The 19,285-nt window shown below is 61.6% G+C and carries 14 protein-coding genes; 8 read left to right on the top strand and 6 right to left on the bottom strand.

The genetic code is table 11. The features are described from left to right. Positions 1–49 precede the first annotated feature (49 nt). The 7 genes from ACQY1L_RS01830 (at position 50) to ACQY1L_RS01800 (ending at position 11,799) form a co-directional block, all read left to right on the top strand. Positions 50–2,512 (top strand): glycogen/starch/alpha-glucan phosphorylase, encoded by a 2,463-nt coding sequence (locus ACQY1L_RS01830; RefSeq protein WP_062461031.1) that lies wholly within the window; start codon positions 50–52, stop codon positions 2,510–2,512. Further along, positions 2,512–4,719: a 1,4-alpha-glucan branching protein GlgB gene (gene glgB, locus ACQY1L_RS01825; RefSeq protein ID WP_209901908.1), complete on the top strand. Its 2,208-nt coding sequence runs from the start codon at positions 2,512–2,514 to the stop codon at positions 4,717–4,719. Before ACQY1L_RS01830 ends, glgB begins: the two co-directional genes overlap by 1 nt. 18 nt (positions 4,720–4,737) lie before the next feature. Continuing rightward, positions 4,738–6,000, top strand: coding sequence for a glucose-1-phosphate adenylyltransferase (gene glgC / locus ACQY1L_RS01820; protein ID WP_062461037.1), 1,263 nt, complete (start codon positions 4,738–4,740; stop codon positions 5,998–6,000). A 13-nt stretch (positions 6,001–6,013) separates the two neighbouring features. After that, positions 6,014–7,459: a glycogen synthase GlgA gene (glgA, locus tag ACQY1L_RS01815; RefSeq protein ID WP_430242378.1), complete on the top strand. Its 1,446-nt coding sequence runs from the start codon at positions 6,014–6,016 to the stop codon at positions 7,457–7,459. A gap of 1 nt (position 7,460) precedes the next feature. Beyond that, positions 7,461–9,089 (top strand): alpha-D-glucose phosphate-specific phosphoglucomutase, encoded by a 1,629-nt coding sequence (locus ACQY1L_RS01810; protein WP_184654408.1) that lies wholly within the window; start codon positions 7,461–7,463, stop codon positions 9,087–9,089. A 204-nt stretch (positions 9,090–9,293) separates the two neighbouring features. Further along, the gene (gene glgX, locus ACQY1L_RS01805) at positions 9,294–11,237 is read left to right on the top strand and encodes a glycogen debranching protein GlgX (RefSeq protein ID WP_430242376.1); all 1,944 of its coding nucleotides are present in this window, start codon (positions 9,294–9,296) and stop codon (positions 11,235–11,237) included. Between the two features lie 76 nt (positions 11,238–11,313). Then, a complete protein-coding gene (locus ACQY1L_RS01800) occupies positions 11,314–11,799 on the top strand; it encodes a MaoC family dehydratase (protein ID WP_062461045.1) in 486 nt (161 codons plus the stop codon). Positions 11,800–11,826: 27 nt separating this feature from the next. Here the strand turns inward: ACQY1L_RS01800 and ACQY1L_RS01795 are convergent, their stop codons facing one another. From ACQY1L_RS01795 to ACQY1L_RS01770, 6 genes are all read right to left on the bottom strand, one after another. Further along, entirely contained in the window at positions 11,827–12,147 is a 321-nt protein-coding gene (locus ACQY1L_RS01795) for a hypothetical protein (protein ID WP_113109735.1), read from the bottom strand. Between the two features lie 75 nt (positions 12,148–12,222). Further along, a complete protein-coding gene (locus ACQY1L_RS01790) occupies positions 12,223–12,777 on the bottom strand; it encodes a sarcosine oxidase subunit gamma (RefSeq protein ID WP_430242374.1) in 555 nt (184 codons plus the stop codon). Then, positions 12,770–15,745, bottom strand: a complete 2,976-nt coding sequence (locus tag ACQY1L_RS01785) for a sarcosine oxidase subunit alpha (protein ID WP_430242372.1) — start codon at positions 15,743–15,745, stop codon at positions 12,770–12,772. Before ACQY1L_RS01785 ends, ACQY1L_RS01790 begins: the two co-directional genes overlap by 8 nt. Beyond that, a complete protein-coding gene (locus ACQY1L_RS01780; protein WP_062461058.1) occupies positions 15,742–16,098 on the bottom strand; it encodes a sarcosine oxidase subunit delta in 357 nt (118 codons plus the stop codon). The genes ACQY1L_RS01785 and ACQY1L_RS01780 overlap by 4 nt, the downstream gene beginning before the upstream one ends. A 19-nt stretch (positions 16,099–16,117) precedes the next feature. Continuing rightward, positions 16,118–17,371: a sarcosine oxidase subunit beta family protein gene (locus ACQY1L_RS01775; RefSeq protein WP_430242370.1), complete on the bottom strand. Its 1,254-nt coding sequence runs from the start codon at positions 17,369–17,371 to the stop codon at positions 16,118–16,120. A gap of 299 nt (positions 17,372–17,670) precedes the next feature. Beyond that, complete coding sequence (locus tag ACQY1L_RS01770; RefSeq protein WP_174196105.1) at positions 17,671–18,645, bottom strand: zinc-binding dehydrogenase; 975 nt, start codon at positions 18,643–18,645, stop codon at positions 17,671–17,673. 310 nt (positions 18,646–18,955) lie between these two features. On the opposite strand from ACQY1L_RS01770, the gene rpsU reads away from it, so the two are divergent. Beyond that, positions 18,956–19,204: a 30S ribosomal protein S21 gene (gene rpsU / locus ACQY1L_RS01765; RefSeq protein WP_062461068.1), complete on the top strand. Its 249-nt coding sequence runs from the start codon at positions 18,956–18,958 to the stop codon at positions 19,202–19,204. The last annotated feature ends 81 nt before the right edge of the window (positions 19,205–19,285 follow it).

The raw sequence follows: 19,285 nt of genomic DNA, 5'->3' as shown, positions 1-19,285 counted from the left end.
GGTCCGAATCGGACGCAATTCTCACGCTTAACCAGAAAGTTAGCGCGACATGGACAAGACCTCTTCTAACGTCGAACTCCCCTTTCCGGCACCACGCAGCTCCCGGCCTGAAATCATGGCAGAGGAGATCATCGAGCGCCTGACCTACCGGATCGGCAAGGATGCGCAGGTCGCCAAGCCGCATGACTGGCTGACCGCAACGATCCTCGTGGTGCGCGACCGCATTATCGACCGGTGGATGGATTCGACCCGCAAGGTCTACAAGACAGGCGAGAAGCGCGTTTACTATCTATCGCTGGAATTCCTAATCGGCCGCCTGATGCGCGATGCCGTCAGCAATCTCGGCCTGATGTCGGAAATTCGCGATGCGCTGACATCGCTCGGCGTCGATGTGGCTGTCATTGCCGGCCTCGAACCCGATGCAGCCCTCGGCAACGGCGGCCTCGGCCGTCTCGCCGCCTGTTTCATGGAGAGCATGGCAACCGTCGAGATCCCGGCCTATGGCTACGGTATCCGCTACGTCCACGGCCTGTTCCGTCAGCAGATGGCCGATGGCTGGCAGGTGGAACTGCCGGAAACCTGGCTCGCCCACGGCAACCCCTGGGAATTCGAGCGCCGCGAAAGCTCCTACGAAATCGGCTTCGGCGGCACGGTGGACACCGTCGGCGGTTACGACGATGCGCCGCGCTACGTCTGGAAGCCAGCCGAGCGCGTCATCGCCATGGCCTACGACACGCCGATCGTCGGCTGGCGCGGCAAGCGCGTCAACACGCTGCGCCTCTGGTCGGCCCAGCCGATCGATCCGATCCTGCTCGATGCCTTCAACGCCGGCGACCACATCGGTGCGCTGCGCGAGAGCAACAAGGCCGAAAGCCTGACCCGCGTTCTCTACCCGGCCGATGCCAACCCGGCCGGCCAGGAACTGCGCCTGCGCCAGGAATTCTTCTTCTCGTCCGCCTCGCTCCAGGACATCCTGCGCCGCCACCTGCAGCAGTATCCGGACTTCACCAATCTTCCCGACAAGGTCGCGATCCAGCTCAACGACACCCACCCGGCGATCTCGATCGGAGAACTGATGCGCCTTCTGGTCGACATCCACGGCGTGGATTTCGACGAGAGCTGGGAAATCGTCCGCAAGACCTTCTCCTACACCAACCACACGCTTCTGCCCGAGGCGCTGGAAAGCTGGCCGGTACCGTTGTTCGAGCGCCTGCTGCCGCGCCACATGCAGCTCGTTTATGCGATCAACACCAAGATCTTGCTCGAAGCGCGCAAGCTGAAGAATTTCTCCGAAACCCAGATCCGTTCGATCTCGCTGATCGACGAGGGCGGCGAGCGCCGCGTGCGCATGGGCAACCTTGCCTTCGTCGGCTCGCATTCGATCAACGGCGTCTCGGCCCTGCATACGGACCTGATGAAGGTCACTGTGTTCCAGGACCTGCACACGCTCTATCCCACACGCATCAACAACAAGACCAACGGCATCACCCCTCGCCGCTGGCTGATGCAGTGCAATCCGGGCCTCACATCGTTGATCCAGGACGCCATCGGCGACAAATTCCTTGATGACACCGAGGCGCTGACAGATCTTGAGAAATTCTCAAGCGACAGCTCGTTCCAGGACAAGTTTGCAGCGATCAAGCGCACCAACAAGATCGCACTCGCCAATCTGGTCGGCAGCCGCATGGGCATCAGGCTCGATCCGTCGGCCATGTTCGACATCCAGATCAAGCGCATCCACGAATACAAGCGCCAGCTCCTCAACATCATCGAGGCGGTAGCGCTTTACGACCAGATCCGCTCGCATCCGGAACTCGATTGGGTGCCGCGTGTCAAACTGTTCGCCGGCAAGGCGGCGCCGAGCTACCACAACGCCAAGCTGATCATCAAGCTGGCCAACGACGTCGCTCGCGTCATCAACAACGACCCATCGGTGCGCGGTCTCCTGAAGATCGTCTTCATACCGAACTACAACGTGTCTCTCGCCGAGATCATGGTCCCCGCGGCCGATCTTTCCGAGCAGATCTCGACGGCCGGCATGGAAGCGTCGGGAACCGGCAACATGAAGTTTGCCCTGAACGGGGCACTGACGATCGGCACGCTCGACGGCGCCAATGTCGAAATGCGCGACCATGTCGGGGAAGACAACATCGTCATCTTCGGCCTGAAAGCGGACGAGGTGCAGAAGGTCCGCGACGAGGGCCACGATCCCCGCGCCGTTATCGACCAGTCTCCGGAACTTGCACAGGCCCTGAATGCCATCGCGACAGGCGTGTTCTCTCCGGATGACCGGTCGCGTTTCACGGTCCTGATGGACGGGATCTACAATCACGACTGGTTCATGGTTGCCGCCGACTTCGATGCCTATGCAGCAGCGCAGCGCAGCGTTGACCAAATCTGGTCGGACCCTAAATCATGGTATTCGAAGACTATTCTCAACACCGCCCGCATGGGTTGGTTCTCCTCCGATAGAACCATTCGCCAATACGCGTCGGAAATCTGGAGAGCCTGATGACAAAAGCGCCGCGTACGCTCGATGACGGGAGAGCTCCTGGAGAAATCCCGTTATCCGAGATCGAGGCGATTTTGGAAGGCAGGCATACAAACCTCTTTGCCGTTCTCGGCCTGCACAAGGTCGGGGACGTCTACAGGGTCCGCTGTTTCATCCCCGGCGCCGAGGCCGTCACGGCCACGGCGCTGAACGGCACGGAACTGGGCGAACTCACCTGCCGCCACGAAGCCGGTTATTTCGAAGGCATCGTCTCCGCCTCGCAACGCCAGCCCGTCCGTTACCGCGCCCGCCGCGGTGATGACGAGTGGGCGGTGACGGACCCCTACTCGTTCGGCCCGGTTCTGGGACCGATGGACGATTATTTCGTCCGCGAGGGATCGCATCTGCGCCTGTTCGACAAGATGGGCGCCCATCCCCTCAAGCACGAGGGCGTCGAGGGATATCATTTCGCCGTCTGGGCACCGAATGCCAAGCGCGTTTCTGTCGTTGGCGATTTCAACACCTGGGATGGCCGCCGCCACATCATGCGGCTGCGTCAAGACACCGGCATCTGGGAAATCTTCGCGCCCGATATCCTGGCTGGCACCCCCTACAAGTTCGAGATCGTCGGCAGCGACGGCGAAGTTCTGCCCCTCAAGGCCGACCCTTACGCCCGGCGCGCCGAAATGCGCCCCAAGACAGCGTCCGTCACCACGCCGGAACTGGTGCAGAAATGGGATGACGAGGCGCACCGCGAATTCTGGGAAAAGGCCGATCATCGCCGTCAGGCGATCTCGATCTACGAAGTTCACGCCGGCTCGTGGCGCCGCAAGCAGGACGGTTCGTTCCTCTCCTGGGACGAGCTTGCCGCCGAACTCATCCCCTACTGCACCGACATGGGCTTTACCCATATCGAATTCCTTCCCATCACCGAACATCCCTATGATCCGTCGTGGGGCTACCAGACCACCGGTCTCTACGCGCCGTCGGCCCGTTTCGGGGAGCCGGAAGGCTTTGCCCGCTTCGTCAATGGCTGCCACAAGGTCGGCATCGGCGTCATCCTCGACTGGGTGCCCGCCCACTTCCCGGTCGACGCGCACGGGCTGCGCCATTTCGACGGCACAGCACTCTACGAGCATGAAGATCCGCGCCAGGGTTTCCACCCCGACTGGAACACGGCGATCTACAATTTCGGCCGACTGGAAGTCCTGTCCTACCTCGTCAACAACGCGCTCTACTGGTCGGAGAAATTCCACCTCGATGGCCTGCGTGTCGATGCGGTTGCCTCGATGCTCTATCTCGACTATTCCCGCCGCGAGGGCGAATGGGTGCCGAACGAATATGGCGGCCGCGAGAACCTGGAATCTGTCCGCTTCCTGCAGAAGATGAACTCGCTTTCCTACGGCAATCATCCCGGTGTGATGACCATTGCCGAAGAATCCACATCCTGGCCCAAAGTCTCGGCGCCGGTCCACGAAGGCGGTCTCGGCTTCGGGTTCAAGTGGAACATGGGTTTCATGCACGACACGCTGAGCTATCTCGCGCGCGAGCCTGTTCACCGCAAGCATCACCACAGCGCCATCACCTTCGGCATGGTCTACGCCTATTCCGAAAACTTTGTCCTGCCCCTCAGTCATGACGAAGTCGTGCACGGCAAGGGGTCGCTGATCGCCAAGATGGCCGGCGACGACTGGCAGAAATTCGCCAATCTGCGCGCCTATTACGGGTTCATGTGGGGTTATCCGGGCAAGAAGCTGCTGTTCATGGGCCAGGAATTTGCCCAGTGGAGCGAATGGAGCGAGGAGCGGTCGCTGGACTGGAATCTGCTGCAATACAGCCCGCACGAAGGCATGCGCCGTCTCGTCCGCGATCTGAACTTCTGCTACCGCTCCAAGCCCGCCCTGCATGCCCGCGATTGCGAGAGCGAAGGGTTCCGCTGGCTGATTGCCGATGATGCCGAAAACTCCGTGTTTGCCTGGCTGCGTATGGCGCCGGGGGAAAAGCCGGTGGCGGTGATCACGAATTTCACCCCGGTCTACCGGGAAAATTACCGTATTCCCTTGCCAAGCGAGGGCAGATGGCGGGAAATCCTCAACACCGATGCCGAGATCTATGGCGGCACCGGCAAGGGGAATGGCGGACGCGTGCAGGCGGTGAATGCGGGAGGAACGATCACCGCCGACATCACGTTGCCGCCTCTGGCGACGATCATGCTGGAATTGCAATAACGACCGGGAGGGAGAACCATGAACGACAAACGCATACAGCCACTCTCACGCGACGCGATGGCCTATGTCCTGGCCGGCGGCCGCGGCAGTCGCCTGAAGGAACTGACGGATCGCCGCGCCAAGCCAGCGGTCTACTTCGGCGGCAAGGCGCGCATCATCGATTTCGCGCTGTCGAACGCGCTGAATTCCGGCATCCGCCGCATCGGCGTTGCGACCCAGTACAAGGCGCATTCGCTGATCCGCCACATGCAGCGCGGCTGGAACTTCCTGCGTTCAGAGCGCAATGAAAGCTTCGACATCCTGCCCGCCTCCCAGCGCGTTTCGGAAACGCAATGGTATGAAGGCACGGCCGACGCGGTGTTCCAGAACATCGACATCATCGAAGGCTACGCGCCGGAATACATGGTCATCCTTGCCGGCGACCACGTCTACAAGATGGACTACGAGTACATGCTGCAGCAGCACGTGAACTCCGGCGCCGACGTCACCGTCGGTTGCCTCGAGGTTCCGCGCATGGAAGCCACGGGCTTCGGCGTCATGCATGTCAACGAGAAGGACGAGATCATCGATTTCGTCGAAAAGCCGGCCGACCCACCGGGAATTCCCGGCAATCCCGATTTCGCGCTGGCCTCGATGGGCATCTACGTCTTCCACACCAAATTCCTGATCGAAGCGCTGAAGCGCGACGCGGAAGCTGAAGGCTCCAGCCGGGACTTCGGCAAGGATATCATTCCCTATATCGTCGAGCACGGTAAGGCCGTCGCCCACCGCTTTGCCGATAGCTGCGTCCGGTCCGATTTCGAGCGCGAGCCCTACTGGCGCGATGCAGGGACGGTGGACGCATACTGGCAAGCCAATATCGACCTGACAGAAATCGTGCCCGGCCTTGATCTCTACGACAAGTCCTGGCCGATCTGGACCTTCGGTGAAATTACCCCACCGGCAAAGTTTGTGCATGACGACGAAAACCGCCGCGGTTCGGCAACATCCTCGGTCATTTCCGGCGACTGCATCATTTCCGGTTCGTCGCTCAACCGAAGCCTGCTGTTTACCGGCGTGCGTGCCAATTCCTATTCCAAGCTCGAAGGCGCGGTTGTGCTGCCGAACGTGCGGATCGGACGACGCGCCCAGCTTCGCGACGTCATCATCGACCACGGCGTGACCATTCCGGAAGGCCTGATCGTCGGAGAGGATCCCGAACTCGATGCCAAGCGCTTCCGCCGCACCGAGAGCGGTATCTGCCTGATCACCCAGGCGATGATCGACAAGCTCGAGCTGTGAACGGGATCCTCCGATGAATGTTCTGTCGGTCGCGTCCGAAGTCTTTCCGCTGGTAAAAACCGGCGGCCTCGCCGATGTGGCCGGCGCACTGCCGCTGGCACTCAAGAGCCAGGGCGTCTCGATGAAGACCCTGATGCCGGGCTATCCGGCTGTCATGCGGGTGCTGAAGGATGCAAAACTCGTCATGAGTTTCGACGACCTTCTCGGTGCCAGTGCCGATATCCTCGAAGTCACGCACCAGGGGCTAGACCTCCTGGTGCTCGACTGCACCATGTTCTTCGACAGGCCGGGCGGCCCCTATCTCGATCAGACGGGCAAGGACCATCCCGACAACTGGAGACGCTTCGCGGCACTGTCCAAGGCGGGTGCGATCATCGCGCAGGACGGTATCGCGGGCTGGCGGCCCGACATCGCACATGTCCATGACTGGCAGGCGGCCATGCTTCCGGCCTTTATGCGCTACTCGGAAACGCCCGAAATCCCGACGCTGATCACCATTCACAACATCGCGTTCCAGGGCATGTTCGGCGCCGATATCTTCCCCTTTCTCGGTCTGCCGGACCATGCCTTTGCGATGGACGGGATCGAATATTTCGGCGGCATCAGCTATTTGAAAGCCGGGCTGGAGACGAGCTGGGCAATCTCTACCGTTTCTCCCTCCTATGCCGAGGAAATTCTGAGCGGCGAATACGGCATGGGGCTCGAGGGTCTGCTCTCCCGCCGCTCCGTGGATCTGACGGGTATCGTCAACGGCATCGACGCTGAAATCTGGGACCCGGAAACCGACATCAACCTGCACACCCGCTACGGTGCCGAAAGCCTTGCAAGCCGCGCCGGCAACAAGCGGGCGATCGAGGAGCGGTTCGGCCTCGTCGAAAGCGACGGTCCGCTGTTTTGCGTCATCTCCCGCCTCACCTCGCAGAAGGGCATGGATCTGCTGGCGCAGGAGATCGACAACCTTGTCGAAGCCGGCGGCAGGCTGGCGGTGCTCGGCTCCGGCGATCAGGCGCTCGAAACCGCATTTCACGCCGCTGCAGGCCGCCATCCGGGCAGCGTTTCGGTTCTGACTACCTATGACGAGCCGCTGTCTCACCTGCTTCAGGGCGGCTCCGATGCCATCATTATCCCCTCCCGGTTCGAGCCGTGTGGCCTCACCCAGCTCTACGGTCTGCGTTACGGCTGCATCCCGGTCGTTGCCCGCACCGGTGGCCTCAACGACACGGTCATCGACGCCAGCCCCGCCGCACTCGCTGCGAAGGCCGCAACCGGTGTCTCCTTCGGCCCGGCAACAGCCGACAATCTTGGCCGCGCCCTGCGCCGCGCCATCCGTCTCTACAAAGACCCTGATGTCTGGACGGAAATGCAGAAGCAGGGCATGAAATCCGACGTTTCCTGGGACAGGAGTGCTGGCCTCTATGCCGCGCTCTATTCCGACCTACTTGCAAGAAAAGGCATTTGAGATGATCAAAACCGTATCGACCACGCCCTATCAGGATCAGAAGCCTGGAACCTCCGGCCTGCGCAAGAAGGTGCCCGTCTTCGCCCAGGAAAACTACGCCGAAAACTTCATCCAGGCGATCTTCGACAGTCTCGAGGGATTTGCCGGCAAGACGCTGGTGATCGGCGGCGACGGCCGCTATTACAACCGCGAAGTCATCCAGAAGGCGATCAAGATGGCCGCGGCCTCCGGCTTCGGCAAGGTCATGGTCGGCCAGGGCGGTATCCTGTCGACGCCGGCCGCCTCCAACATCATTCGCAAATACCACGCCTTCGGCGGCCTGATCCTGTCGGCCAGCCACAATCCCGGCGGCCCGAACGAAGATTTCGGCATCAAGTACAACACCGGCAACGGCGGCCCGGCGCCTGAAAAGATCACCGACGCGATCTATGCCCGCACCAAGGTGATCGACACCTACAAGATCGTCGACTCCGCCGATATCGACCTCGACGAAGTCGGAACGTTCAAGATCTCCGGAATGGAAGTCCAGGTCATCGATCCGGTCGCTGACTATGCCGAACTGATGGAGCAGCTGTTTGACTTCGTGGCAATCCGCGCCCTGCTTGCGAGCGGCGTCCGCATTGCGATCGATTCGATGGGCGCCGTCACAGGCCCCTATGCCGTGGAAATTTTCGAGAACCGGCTTGGCGCGCCCGAGGGCTCGGTACGCAACGCGACCCCGCTTCCCGACTTCGGCGGTCATCATCCGGACCCGAACCTTGTCCATGCCAAGGAACTCTATGACGACGTGATGAGCAAGAGCGGCCCGCATTTCGGTGCCGCCTCCGATGGCGACGGCGACCGCAACATGGTCGTCGGCAAGGGCATGTTCGTGACACCGTCGGACAGTCTGGCGATCATCGCCGCAAACGCGACGCTTGCACCGGGCTACGCCAAGGGTATTGCAGGCATTGCACGCTCGATGCCGACAAGTGCCGCTGCCGACCGCGTGGCTGAAAAGCTGAAGATCGGCATGTACGAAACACCGACCGGCTGGAAGTTCTTCGGCAATCTGCTCGATGCCGGCAAGGCCACCGTCTGCGGCGAGGAAAGCTTCGGCACCGGTTCCGACCACGTGCGCGAAAAGGACGGCCTCTGGGCGGTTCTGTTCTGGCTGAATATCATGGCAGCCAGAAACGAGAGCGTCGCTGAAATCGTCAAGTCGCATTGGGCCGAATACGGCCGCAACTACTATTCCCGCCACGACTACGAGGAAGTGGATTCGGATGCAGCGAACGCTCTCGTGGCGGCCCTGCGCGAAAAGCTCCCGACGCTCCCCGGCCAGACCTTCGGCGCACTCAAGGTCGAATTTGCTGACGATTTCGCCTATCTCGACCCGATCGACGGATCCGTTTCGAAGAACCAGGGCATCCGCATCCTGTTCGAAGGTGGCTCACGCGTCGTATTCCGCCTCTCGGGCACCGGCACGTCGGGTGCGACGATCCGCGTCTATGTCGAGCGCTACGAACCCGATGCCAGCCGCCACGACATCGAGACCCAGACGGCGCTTGCCGACCTGATCGCGGTGGCAGACGAGATTTCGGATCTCAAGAAGCGCTCCGGCCGGGATGCCCCGACGGTGATCACCTGATCGAGGCTGCCGGGTGACATTGCCCCTCATCCGGCGACAGCAACCTTCTCCCCGCAATCGGGGAGAAGGATTTGCCGCAGCGACACGGGACCCTACTTCCATAGGACACGTCTCTTCTTCCCACCAAGCGGAGAGAAGGCAGGCTGATTGTCAGCCGCGAACGCACGGTCGCTGGCGAAATGGATGAGCGATAAGGAACCCGATATGTCTCACGCACACGCTCAAAGACGCGGCGCTGTTCTCCTGGATAAGATGGCGGAATTCTCGGTCTGGTCGCAGCATGCGGAAAAGATCGAACTCTGCCTGTTCGATGCCGATGGCGAGACGGAAACCGCCCGCCACCCGATGACGCGCGGCGACGACAACCTTTACCGCATCGACCTTCCCTCGATCAGACCCCGCCAGCGCTATGGTTTTCGTGCGCATGGCATCTACGATCCGGATAAAGGCCTCTGGTTCGACCCGTCGAAACTGCTTGTCGACCCCTACGCCAAAGAACTCGACCGCCCCTTCGTCTACGATCCGAACCTCTCGCAGTTCAACTTCGACACGGCCGGCCTGGTGCCCAAGGCAATCGTCACGGAGCACGTCGCAGCCAAGATCGAGGCGCCGCGGTTTAACGCCGGCGGACTGATCTACGAAGTCGCCGTAAAACCCTTCACCATTCTCCACCCCGACGTGCCGGAAGATATCCGCGGCACGGTCGCGGCGCTCGCGCATCCAGCGATCATCGCCCATCTCAAAAGGATCGGCGTCGACGCGATCGAGCTGATGCCAATCACCGCCTGGATCGACGAACGGCACCTCCCGTCGCTGGGTCTCACCAATGGCTGGGGCTACAATCCCATCGCCTTCATGGCGCTCGACCCGCGCCTTTGCCCGGGCGGGGTTGAGGAACTGCGCGACACCGTCGCCACCCTGCACGAGGCCGGCATCGGCGTCATCCTCGATCTCGTGTTCAACCATTCGGGCGAAAGCGATCGCTACGGCGCAACCCTGTCGATGCGCGGGATCGACAACCTCTCCTATTATCGTCACGCGCAGGGTGAGCCCGGCCTTCTCATCAACGACACCGGTACCGGCAACACGCTCGCCTGCGACCATCCCGAAGTCCGGCGCCTGATCGTCGATACGCTGCGCCATTTCGTCATTCATGCAGGCGTCGACGGCTTCCGCTTCGATCTTGCACCGATCCTCGGTCGCACCTCGAACGGTTTCGACGCCGATAGCGAAACGCTGACCGCGATGCTCGAAGACGAGGTCCTGAAAGACCGCGTCATGATCGCCGAACCTTGGGATATCGGCCCCGGCGGCTATCAGCTCGGCAATTTTCCGGAAAAATTCCTCGAGTGGAACGACCGCGCCCGCGACGACATCCGCCGTTACTGGCGCGGCGACGAGTGGACGACAGGCACGCTCGCCACCCGGCTTGCCGGCTCGTCGGATCTGTTCTCCGGACACACGCGCACGGTCAATTTCCTCGCCGCCCATGACGGCTTCACGCTGATGGATCTCGTGTCCAACGAGCACAAGCACAATGAGGCGAACGGCGAAGACAACCGCGACGGTCACGGCGACAACATGTCCTGGAACAACGGCACCGAAGGCGTGACCCGCGACCGCGATATCCTCGCCGACCGTCGAAGGGACGCCGAAGCCCTGCTCTCGACGCTGTTTGCCAGCCGAGGCACGATCATGCTGACGATGGGCGACGAGGCCGGCCGCTCCCAGCGCGGCAACAACAACGCCTATGCGCAGGATAACGAGATCACCTGGATGGACTGGGCAACGCTCGATGAGGCGCTGGTCGAGCACACGGCAATGCTTTCAGCCCTCCGCAAACGGTTCTCCGTATTCTTCGAAACCAGCCTGCTCACGGGCGATGGCGATATCGAATGGATCTCGCCAAGCGGCCAGCCGATGCAGGTGTCCGACTGGGAAAACCCCGCCAATCCGGTCCTCGGTTTCATGCTGAAAACCGACGATGCAACGACCGGAAAAGCCACGCGGCTCGCCATCATCATCAACCGCGGCCACACCCCGCAAACCTTCGCCCTTCCCGGCCCGAACTGGCGTTGTTATCCTGATAACCAGCCGTGGGATACGGCACTTGCCCCCCGGTCGGTCAGCTTTTGCATCGAAAATTGATGCACTGCAAAAACCTGTCGCCAAGTCCTTCAAAGCCTGTAAGAGTCCGCATCACAACCAACGGAAAGAGCAGCGCATGCGTGAAATTTCCCTCGCCGATGTTGCAGGACTGGTCGGTCAGGAACTGGGTGTTTCCGACTGGATTACCGTCAACCAGACAATGATCGACCAGTTCGCCGATGCGACCCTCGATCACCAGTTTATCCACGTGGATCCAGAGCGCGCCAAGGCCGAAAGCCCATTCGGCGGCACCATCGCCCACGGCTTTCTGTCGCTGTCGCTGCTGTCGGCCATGAACTACGAGACCATGCCGAAAATCCGCGAACAGACGATGGGGATCAACTACGGGTTCGACAAGGTCCGCTTCATGTCGCCCGTCAAAAGTGGCGCGCGGGTCCGCGGCCACTTCACGCTGGCCGACAGCCGCTTCCGCGGCGCCGGCATGCTGATGACCACATACGAGGTTTCGATCGAGATCGAGAACGAGAAAAAGCCGGCACTGACCGCCACCTGGATCACTATCGTCCAGTTCGACCCGAAGGATCGGCCGGAAGACGCCTGAGTTACCTCCCGTTCATCTCCTGTCGCGTCATCCCAATTCCATCATCAGCAACCCGATGAGTGGCGGCAAGGCGGCACCGATCAGAAGGGGCGCCGTCCGGGATGCCGTCAGCCCCAGCGCAGAACCGGAAATCCCGGCCGCGATCAACCCGGCGATCGGCATCGACAGACTGCGGTCGATCCCCGGCACGAGCGAAGCCAGTAGCGCCGCAATGACCGCTACTCCGCCGACCAGAATGCCCTTCCACAGCTCGACACCGGACAACTTCGCCGCTACCGCGCCCCCGGCGATGGCGGCAGCGATCCCGAGCAAGACCCACTGAATATCCGGCCAACCAGCGTCCACCATAAAAAACCCTCCCATTCTGCAATGGGAGGGTGCGGTATTGTCGAACCCAATTCAAGTCAGGCGATGGTCGAAGAGCTAGAGCGCAGCGTCTTTCGCGCTTTCCGAGAGAAGGCCGAAGGCGTAGTCGGAAAACGACCGCCAGACTTCCATTCGGAACGCCTCCTCGCCCGTGCGCAGAAGCACCACTTCCACCTTGCCAAACAGCGTGCGCGAGCAGGCACCGACCGGAAAGACTGAAAGCGACAGATCCTGCGGGCAACCCGTGTTGATCGCGGCCTCCGCACCCGGACCCGAAATCAGGATCGCGGTGTTGCGGTGAGACACGTCGGTCGCCGAATGCAGCACGCCGGAATTGGCGGCAGCCGTCATCAACCCGCTTTCGCTTTCGTCGATCACCAGCCACTCGTCCGGTCCGAGCCATAGCGCGGTGCGGCCATTGGCGGATGCGGACGTCTTCGGCCTGACCGGCAGATCGACGCCGAGCGAGCCTGAAAGTGCGGCGACATCCTCCGCCTTCGCCCGCAGCGAAATGCGGCCAGCCGGACCTGCCGGTTCGAGCCTGACGACGGAAGAACCGCCGTGGAAACCAGTCATCGGAAGTGCACGCTGAGCCATTGCAAAATCAGCCATTGATTCGGCCTCCTTCCTTGTCGAAGAACACCATGTCGGTCACCTCGACCGAGATCGTCCTGTCCGCCATCGGCACGTAGAGCGTGCTGCCCATCCTCGCCCGTCCGCCGGCAACCAGCGCGATCGCGATCGATCGGCCGAGAGTTTCCGACCAGTAGGACGACGTCACATGACCGAGCATGGTCATCGGCTTCGGCTGGTTCGGATCGGCAACAATCTGCGCGCCCTCTTCCAGCACATCCTTCGGATCCTTGGTGAACAGGCCGACCAGCTGCTTGCGTCCCTCGCGCACGAGGTCGGGACGCTTCAACCCTCTGATGCCGACGAAATCGGTCTTCTTCTTCGAGACAGCCCAGCCATAGCCGGAATCGTCGGGCGTGACCGTGCCGTCCGTATCCTGGCCGACGATGATATAGCCCTTTTCGGCGCGAAGAACGTGCATGGTTTCCGTGCCGTAGAGGCAGGCGCCCATCGTCTGCGCCTGCTCCCAGATCGCTTTCCACACGGCCGCCCCGAAATCGGCGGGGACATTGACCTCGAACCCGAGTTCGCCGGTAAACGACATGCGGAACAGCCGCCCCGGCACGCCCATGATCGTGCACTCGGCAACGCTCATATGCGGAAAGGCTTCGTTGGCAATATCGAGCCCTTCGATGAAGGGAGCGATGATCTCGCGTGCCTTGGGACCCTGAACCGCAATCACTGCCCATTGTTCGGTTGTCGATGTCAGCCACACGTTGAGATGCGGGAATTCCGTCTGCAGATAGTCTTCCATATGCTGCAGCACCCGCGGCGCACCGCCGGTCGTGGTCGTCACATGGAAACGGTCTTCCGCCAGGCGCCCGACGACACCGTCGTCATAGATGAACCCGTCTTCCCTTGTCATGATCCCATAACGGCTCTTGCCGGGTTTCAGCGTATCCCAGGCATTGGTGTAGAGCAGGTTGAGAAATTTCGCCGCATCCGGGCCGACCACCTCGATCTTGCCGAGCGTCGAGGCATCAAACACGCCGCCGACCTCACGCACGGTTCTGCACTCGCGGTTGACGGCTGCGTGCATGTCTTCGCCGCGCTTGGGGAAATACCAGGCGCGTTTCCAGTTGCCCACATCCTCGAACTCGGCGCCTTCCGACGCTTCCAGCGCATGCATCGGCGTCTTGCGGGCCGGATCGAACAGGTCGCCGCGCGAATGGGCGATCAGCGTGCCGTAGGTGACAGGCGTGTAGGGCGCGCGGAACGTGGTGAGACCCACTTGCGGGATCGGCCGGTCGAGCATTTCCGACGCGATGGCGAGGCCATGCATGTTGGAAAGCTTGCCCTGATCGGACGCCATGCCATTGGTGGTGAAGCGCTTGATATGCTCGATCGAATGCATGCCCTCGCGCACCGCAAGACGGATGTCCTTGGCGGTCACGTCATGCTGGAAATCGACGAAGGCCTTGACCGCATCATCAGGTCCCGCGCCTTCGGCCGCACCGATCATGCCGCCGGTCCATTCGAACCGGTTTTCGCCCGAGACAACAGCTGCACCGCCGCCTGCGGCAATCGCCTCGTCGATCAGATCGGCCAGATCGTCGGTTCCGTTGCAGGCCCCGACCGAGATGCAGTTCTGGGCGTAGATATCCGGCAGGAACCGCTGGTTTGCCTCGTCGAAGCGCAGTTTTCCGCGAGACTGCGAGAACAGATGCACTGACGGAGTCCAGCCTGCCGAGATGAGCAGCGCGTCAACCTTGATCTTGCGCGCATTGGCGCCGCCATTGCGGGTGACGGTAATGGAGTTGATCCGCAGCCGGCCGGACGTGTCGGTCACGGCATGGCCTGTCAGCACGTCGATCCCGAGCGCACGTGCCTCGGCCAGCACCGCATCGCCCGGATGGCTGCGGCTGTCGATGATCGCCGCGATCGACACACCCGCCCGCTTCAGGTCGAAGGCCGCCTCATAGGCGCTGTCATGCGCGGTATAGACGCCGACATTGCGGCCGACGGCAACGCCGTGATGGTTGAGGAAGCTGCGCGCGGCAGACGCCAGCATGATGCCCGGCCGGTCGTTGTTGGCGAATACCATATGCCGTTCGATCGAGCCGGTCGCCAGCACGACCTTTTTCGCACGCACCTGCCAGAGACGCTCGCGCGGCAGATCCCGGCCCGGAAGTGCCACATGGTCGGTCACCCGTTCCACAAGGCCGAGGAAACCGTGATTGTAATAGCCGAACACGGTGGTGCGGGTCAGCACAGTGACATTGTCCATCGCCTTCAGCTTTGCAGCCCTGGCCTGTGCCCAGTCGAAACCGTTTTGGCCGTCGATCACCGTGGAACTGTCGAAATGCAGCGCACCGCCGACTTCCGGCTGCTCGTCGACGAGAATGACCTTTTTGCCCGTCGCAGCCGCCGAAAGTGCCGCCGTCAGGCCGGCGACACCGGCGCCCGCGATCAGCACGTCGCAATGCACGTAGCGGCTGGCGTAATGATCGGGATCGGCTTCCTTCGGCGCTTCGCCCAGACCCGCGGCGCGACGGATGATCGGCTCGTAGAGTTTGTGCCAGGCTTCCCGCGGCCACATGAAGGTCTTGTAGTAGAAACCCGCGGCAAAGAACGGCGACAGCATGTCATTGAACGCGCCGATATCGTATTTGAGCGACGGCCAGCGGTTCTGCGAGGCGATCTTTGCGCCATCGAACACTTCCTGCACCGTGGCCCGAACGTTCGGCTGACGCCGGGCGGCATCGCGCGAAACGTCGAGCAGCGCATTCGGCTCTTCCGGACCTGAGGTCAGGATGCCGCGCGGGCGGTGGTATTTGAACGAGCGGCCGAGCAGATGCACGCCATGCGCCAGAAGCGCTGACGCGACCGTATCGCCCTCCAGCGCCGTGTAACTTTTGCCGTCGAAGGTGAAGCGCGCGGTGCGGGCCGGCGTATGACGGCCGGCGCCCTTGATGCGGAATTCGCCCGAGTTGGAGGAAGAACTCATCTTGCGTCTCCTTCCGTAGCTTCCCAGGTTTCGACGGTCTTTTCCTCGGCAATCGCCGCCGCCTTGCTTGCGACCGGGATCGGCTGTTTCGGCAGACCTGCCTTGTAGGTCATCAGGAACCTGTCGCTCACCGTATCGCGGGCCGCGTTGAAGAAGCGGCCGCAGCCGTGAATATGCCGCCACCGTTCATAGGTGAGACCCTTCTCGTTGTTGCGCAGGAAGAAGAACTCCGCGAACTCCTCGTCGGAAATTGCCGCGATATTCTCCGGCCGGGCGATATGCGCCTCGCCGGCCCAGCGGAACTCCAGTTCCGAGCGATCTTCTTCGCAATAGGGGCAGTGGATCAAAAGCATCTGGTCTATCCCCTCACTATCAGTGCGCGACGGCAGCAGCAGCTGCCTCGTCGATCAGGCGGCCCGTGCGGAACCGGTCGAGATTGAGACCCGACGCCAGTTTATGCGGTTCGCCCTTGGCGATCAGATGCGCAAACAGGTTGGCCGAGCCGGGCGTCGCCTTGAACCCGCCGGTTCCCCAGCCGCAGTTGACGAACAGTCCCGGAACCGGCGTGACACCCTGGATCGGCGACCTGTCCGGCGTGTTGTCGGTAATGCCGCCCCACTGCCGCATCATCTTGACCCTGCGGAAGATCGGAAACAGTTCGCAGATCGCATCGAGCGTATGGGTGATGATCTGCAGGCCGCCGGTCTGCGAGTATGAATTATACTGGTCGGTACCGGCGCCGATCACCAGCTCGCCCTTGTCGGACTGCGAGATATAGGCATGAACCGTGTTCGACATGACGACGCAGGGGAAGATCGGTTTCAGCGGTTCCGACACCAGCGCCTGCAGCGGGTTGGAATGCAGGGGCACGCGAACACCTGCCATTTCCATGACGACCGACGAATGGCCGGCCGCCGATACGCCGACCTTGTTGGCACCGATAAAGCCTTTGGAAGTCTCGACGCCCTGAACTTCGCCACCCGGTCCGCGGCGGATGCCGGTGACTTCGCAGTTCTGAATGATATGGACGCCGCGATCGGCCGCCGCGCGCGCATAGCCCCAGGCGACGGCATCGTGGCGGGCTGTGCCGCCGCGGCGCTGCAGGGCAGCACCATTGATGGCGTAGCGCGCCGTCTTCGAAATATCGAGAACCGGAACGAAGGCCTTGGCCTGTTCCGGCGTCAGCCACTCGTTGTCGATGCCATAAAGCCTGTTGGCATTGATATGGCGTTTGAACGACTGCTGGTCATGGATGTTGTGCGACAGCATCATCACGCCGCGCGGCGAATACATGACGTTGTAGTTGAGCTCCTGGCTCAGGCCTTCCCACAGCTTGAGGGAATGCTCGTAGATGTCCATGCTCTCTTCATAGAGATAGTTCGAGCGGATGATGGTCGTGTTGCGGCCGGTATTGCCGCCGCCGAGCCAGCCCTTCTCGATCACCGCGACATTGGTGATGCCGTGTTCCTTGGCGAGATAATAGGCGGCACCCAGACCATGACCGCCGGCACCGACGATGATGACGTCGTAAGAGCTGCGCGGCTCGGGAGAGGTCCACTGCGCCTCCCATCCCTTGTGGGCGCGCAGTGCCTCGCGGGCTATGGCGAAAACCGAATATTTGCGCATGAGGCCGCTTCTCCTTGATCCGCCGGTAAGGCTCTTGGGTAGAACCATACCCATCGCAAATCAATATGCGCCGCAATGGCCGTTTTGCGACGCCTCAGAGGATTGTTTCGACACACGCGGAAAACAGGCCCGGGAACCTCGGACGAAAGGCCCGGCCGACGTTCATGTGACGACGGCGGAGGGAAGATGGGGTCGTGACTTTAGAGCGACCGGCCGTTGACGCGGCCGCAGGCCTCCTTTGAAATTTGGACAGACAGAAACCGGGGAAAGTTTCCCCGGTTTGTCATGGAGAGGCGAAATCAGGCCCGGAGCAACACCTTGCCGGTGCGGCCGTGCTCGCCGGCTGCCTTTGCCGCCTTGGCGATGTCATCGAGACCAAAGACCTCGGAGACGGTAAGGGTCACGGTGCCGTTGGCGACCGCCTCGACAATCTCGCTGATATGGCTCTTCATCTTTTCCGCAGGAAGCTTGGGCGCGATCTTGGCGAGCCAGAAACCCTTGACCACAGCCTGCTTGAAAATCATGTCGCTGGCTGAAAGCTGCATCGGCGTTCCCGACATCAATCCGAACGAGATCAGCAGTCCGTTTTCGCCAAGCACCGACAGCAGGTCTCCGGAGGCCGGGCCGCCGACGCCATCAACCCCCGCCTTGATCGAGGATCCGCCCGAGAGCGCATTGACCGTCTCGCGCCATCCGGTCTGCGACGTCGAGACGACATTCTGGATGCCGAGATCCGCCAGTTCGCGCACCGCCTCGTCACGTCGGACGAGGTTGATGACATTGATCTGACGCGGCTTGGCAAACATCGCGAGCGTCTTGCCGACCGCACCATTGGCCGCGTTCTGGATGATCCAGTCACCTTTTTCGACACCCGCAAAATCGAGCAGTGTCAGGGCGCTGAGCGGCATCGAGATCAGCTGCGCGCCGGCCTCATCGGAAATCGAATCGGGAAGCGGCACGGCCGCCATGGCCGACGCGATATAATACTCCGCCCAGGTGCCCTGCCCTGAGGCCGCCACACGCTGCCCGACCTTCAGGTGCGAGACACCCTCGCCCAGCGCATCAACGACACCGGTTCCTTCGGTGCCGGCGACGGCGGGCAGGTCGGGCTTGTAGCCGTAATCGCCGGAAACCGTCAGAAGATCGTGGTTGTGGATCGCCGCCATCGACATGCGGATCCGGATCTGGCCGGGGCCGGGCTGCGGAATTGGGCGATCCTCGATCGACAGGACGGAAGACGGATCGCCGAAACTGGAATGAATGGCACTACGCATGAGATTTCTCCGTTCGGTCCCGCGTGGCTCGGCAGGACAAGGCTTGGGCCGGTTGGGAACAGGTTCCCGCATGGGCGCAAATCGACTATGGCTTGGTGGCGGATATAGGACATCGCTAGGCCGATATAACCCCGCGCGGAGCAGCGGCTGTAAAATTCTTGAGAAGCCCGCAGCCGCGGGTAGACTTTTGACATCTCCTCTGTTAAGTGCCTTCACCAATCGCTTCGGCTATCCGCCGGGCTCCGACATTCTTTCGCCTCGAATCCTGCAGATTCCCTGGCGATAACAAACCAAAGGAACGGGATTTCACGTGCAGGTACTTGTCCGGGACAACAACGTTGATCAGGCTCTTCGCGCTCTCAAGAAGAAGATGCAGCGCGAAGGCATTTTCCGTGAAATGAAGATGCGTGATTACTACGAAAAGCCTTCGGAAAAGCGCGCCCGCGAAAAGGCTGAAGCCGTTCGCCGCGTCCGGAAGCTGGCCCGCAAGCGCATGCAGCGCGAAGGTCTTCTTCCGGCAACGCCGCGCCCGGCAACCGCCCGTCCGGCTGCTCGTTGATCGGTCGTTTTTTCGACGTTTTCATGTGATTATGAGCGGTGGCGACATGGGCGCCGCCGCTTTTTTGATTCGGAACAGTCG

The organism is Neorhizobium sp. DAR64862/K0K3 (genome assembly GCF_050500185.1).
Classification (GTDB): domain Bacteria; phylum Pseudomonadota; class Alphaproteobacteria; order Rhizobiales; family Rhizobiaceae; genus Neorhizobium; species Neorhizobium soli.
Note: the sequence above shows the minus strand (reverse complement) of the source record. Positions and strands in the feature narration are given on the sequence as shown.

What these genes read in the sequence shown, in the direction of transcription:
- ACQY1L_RS01830 (WP_062461031.1), top strand. Translation starts at nt 50, where the DNA reads ATGGACAAGACCTCTTCTAACGTCGAACTCCCCTTTCCGGCACCACGC.
- glgB (WP_209901908.1), top strand. Translation starts at nt 2,512, where the DNA reads ATGACAAAAGCGCCGCGTACGCTCGATGACGGGAGAGCTCCTGGAGAA.
- glgC (WP_062461037.1), top strand. Translation starts at nt 4,738, where the DNA reads ATGAACGACAAACGCATACAGCCACTCTCACGCGACGCGATGGCCTAT.
- glgA (WP_430242378.1), top strand. Translation starts at nt 6,014, where the DNA reads ATGAATGTTCTGTCGGTCGCGTCCGAAGTCTTTCCGCTGGTAAAAACC.
- ACQY1L_RS01810 (WP_184654408.1), top strand. Translation starts at nt 7,461, where the DNA reads ATGATCAAAACCGTATCGACCACGCCCTATCAGGATCAGAAGCCTGGA.
- glgX (WP_430242376.1), top strand. Translation starts at nt 9,294, where the DNA reads ATGTCTCACGCACACGCTCAAAGACGCGGCGCTGTTCTCCTGGATAAG.
- ACQY1L_RS01800 (WP_062461045.1), top strand. Translation starts at nt 11,314, where the DNA reads ATGCGTGAAATTTCCCTCGCCGATGTTGCAGGACTGGTCGGTCAGGAA.
- ACQY1L_RS01795 (WP_113109735.1), bottom strand. Translation starts at nt 12,147, where the DNA reads ATGGTGGACGCTGGTTGGCCGGATATTCAGTGGGTCTTGCTCGGGATC.
- ACQY1L_RS01790 (WP_430242374.1), bottom strand. Translation starts at nt 12,777, where the DNA reads ATGGCTGATTTTGCAATGGCTCAGCGTGCACTTCCGATGACTGGTTTC.
- ACQY1L_RS01785 (WP_430242372.1), bottom strand. Translation starts at nt 15,745, where the DNA reads ATGAGTTCTTCCTCCAACTCGGGCGAATTCCGCATCAAGGGCGCCGGC.
- ACQY1L_RS01780 (WP_062461058.1), bottom strand. Translation starts at nt 16,098, where the DNA reads ATGCTTTTGATCCACTGCCCCTATTGCGAAGAAGATCGCTCGGAACTG.
- ACQY1L_RS01775 (WP_430242370.1), bottom strand. Translation starts at nt 17,371, where the DNA reads ATGCGCAAATATTCGGTTTTCGCCATAGCCCGCGAGGCACTGCGCGCC.
- ACQY1L_RS01770 (WP_174196105.1), bottom strand. Translation starts at nt 18,645, where the DNA reads ATGCGTAGTGCCATTCATTCCAGTTTCGGCGATCCGTCTTCCGTCCTG.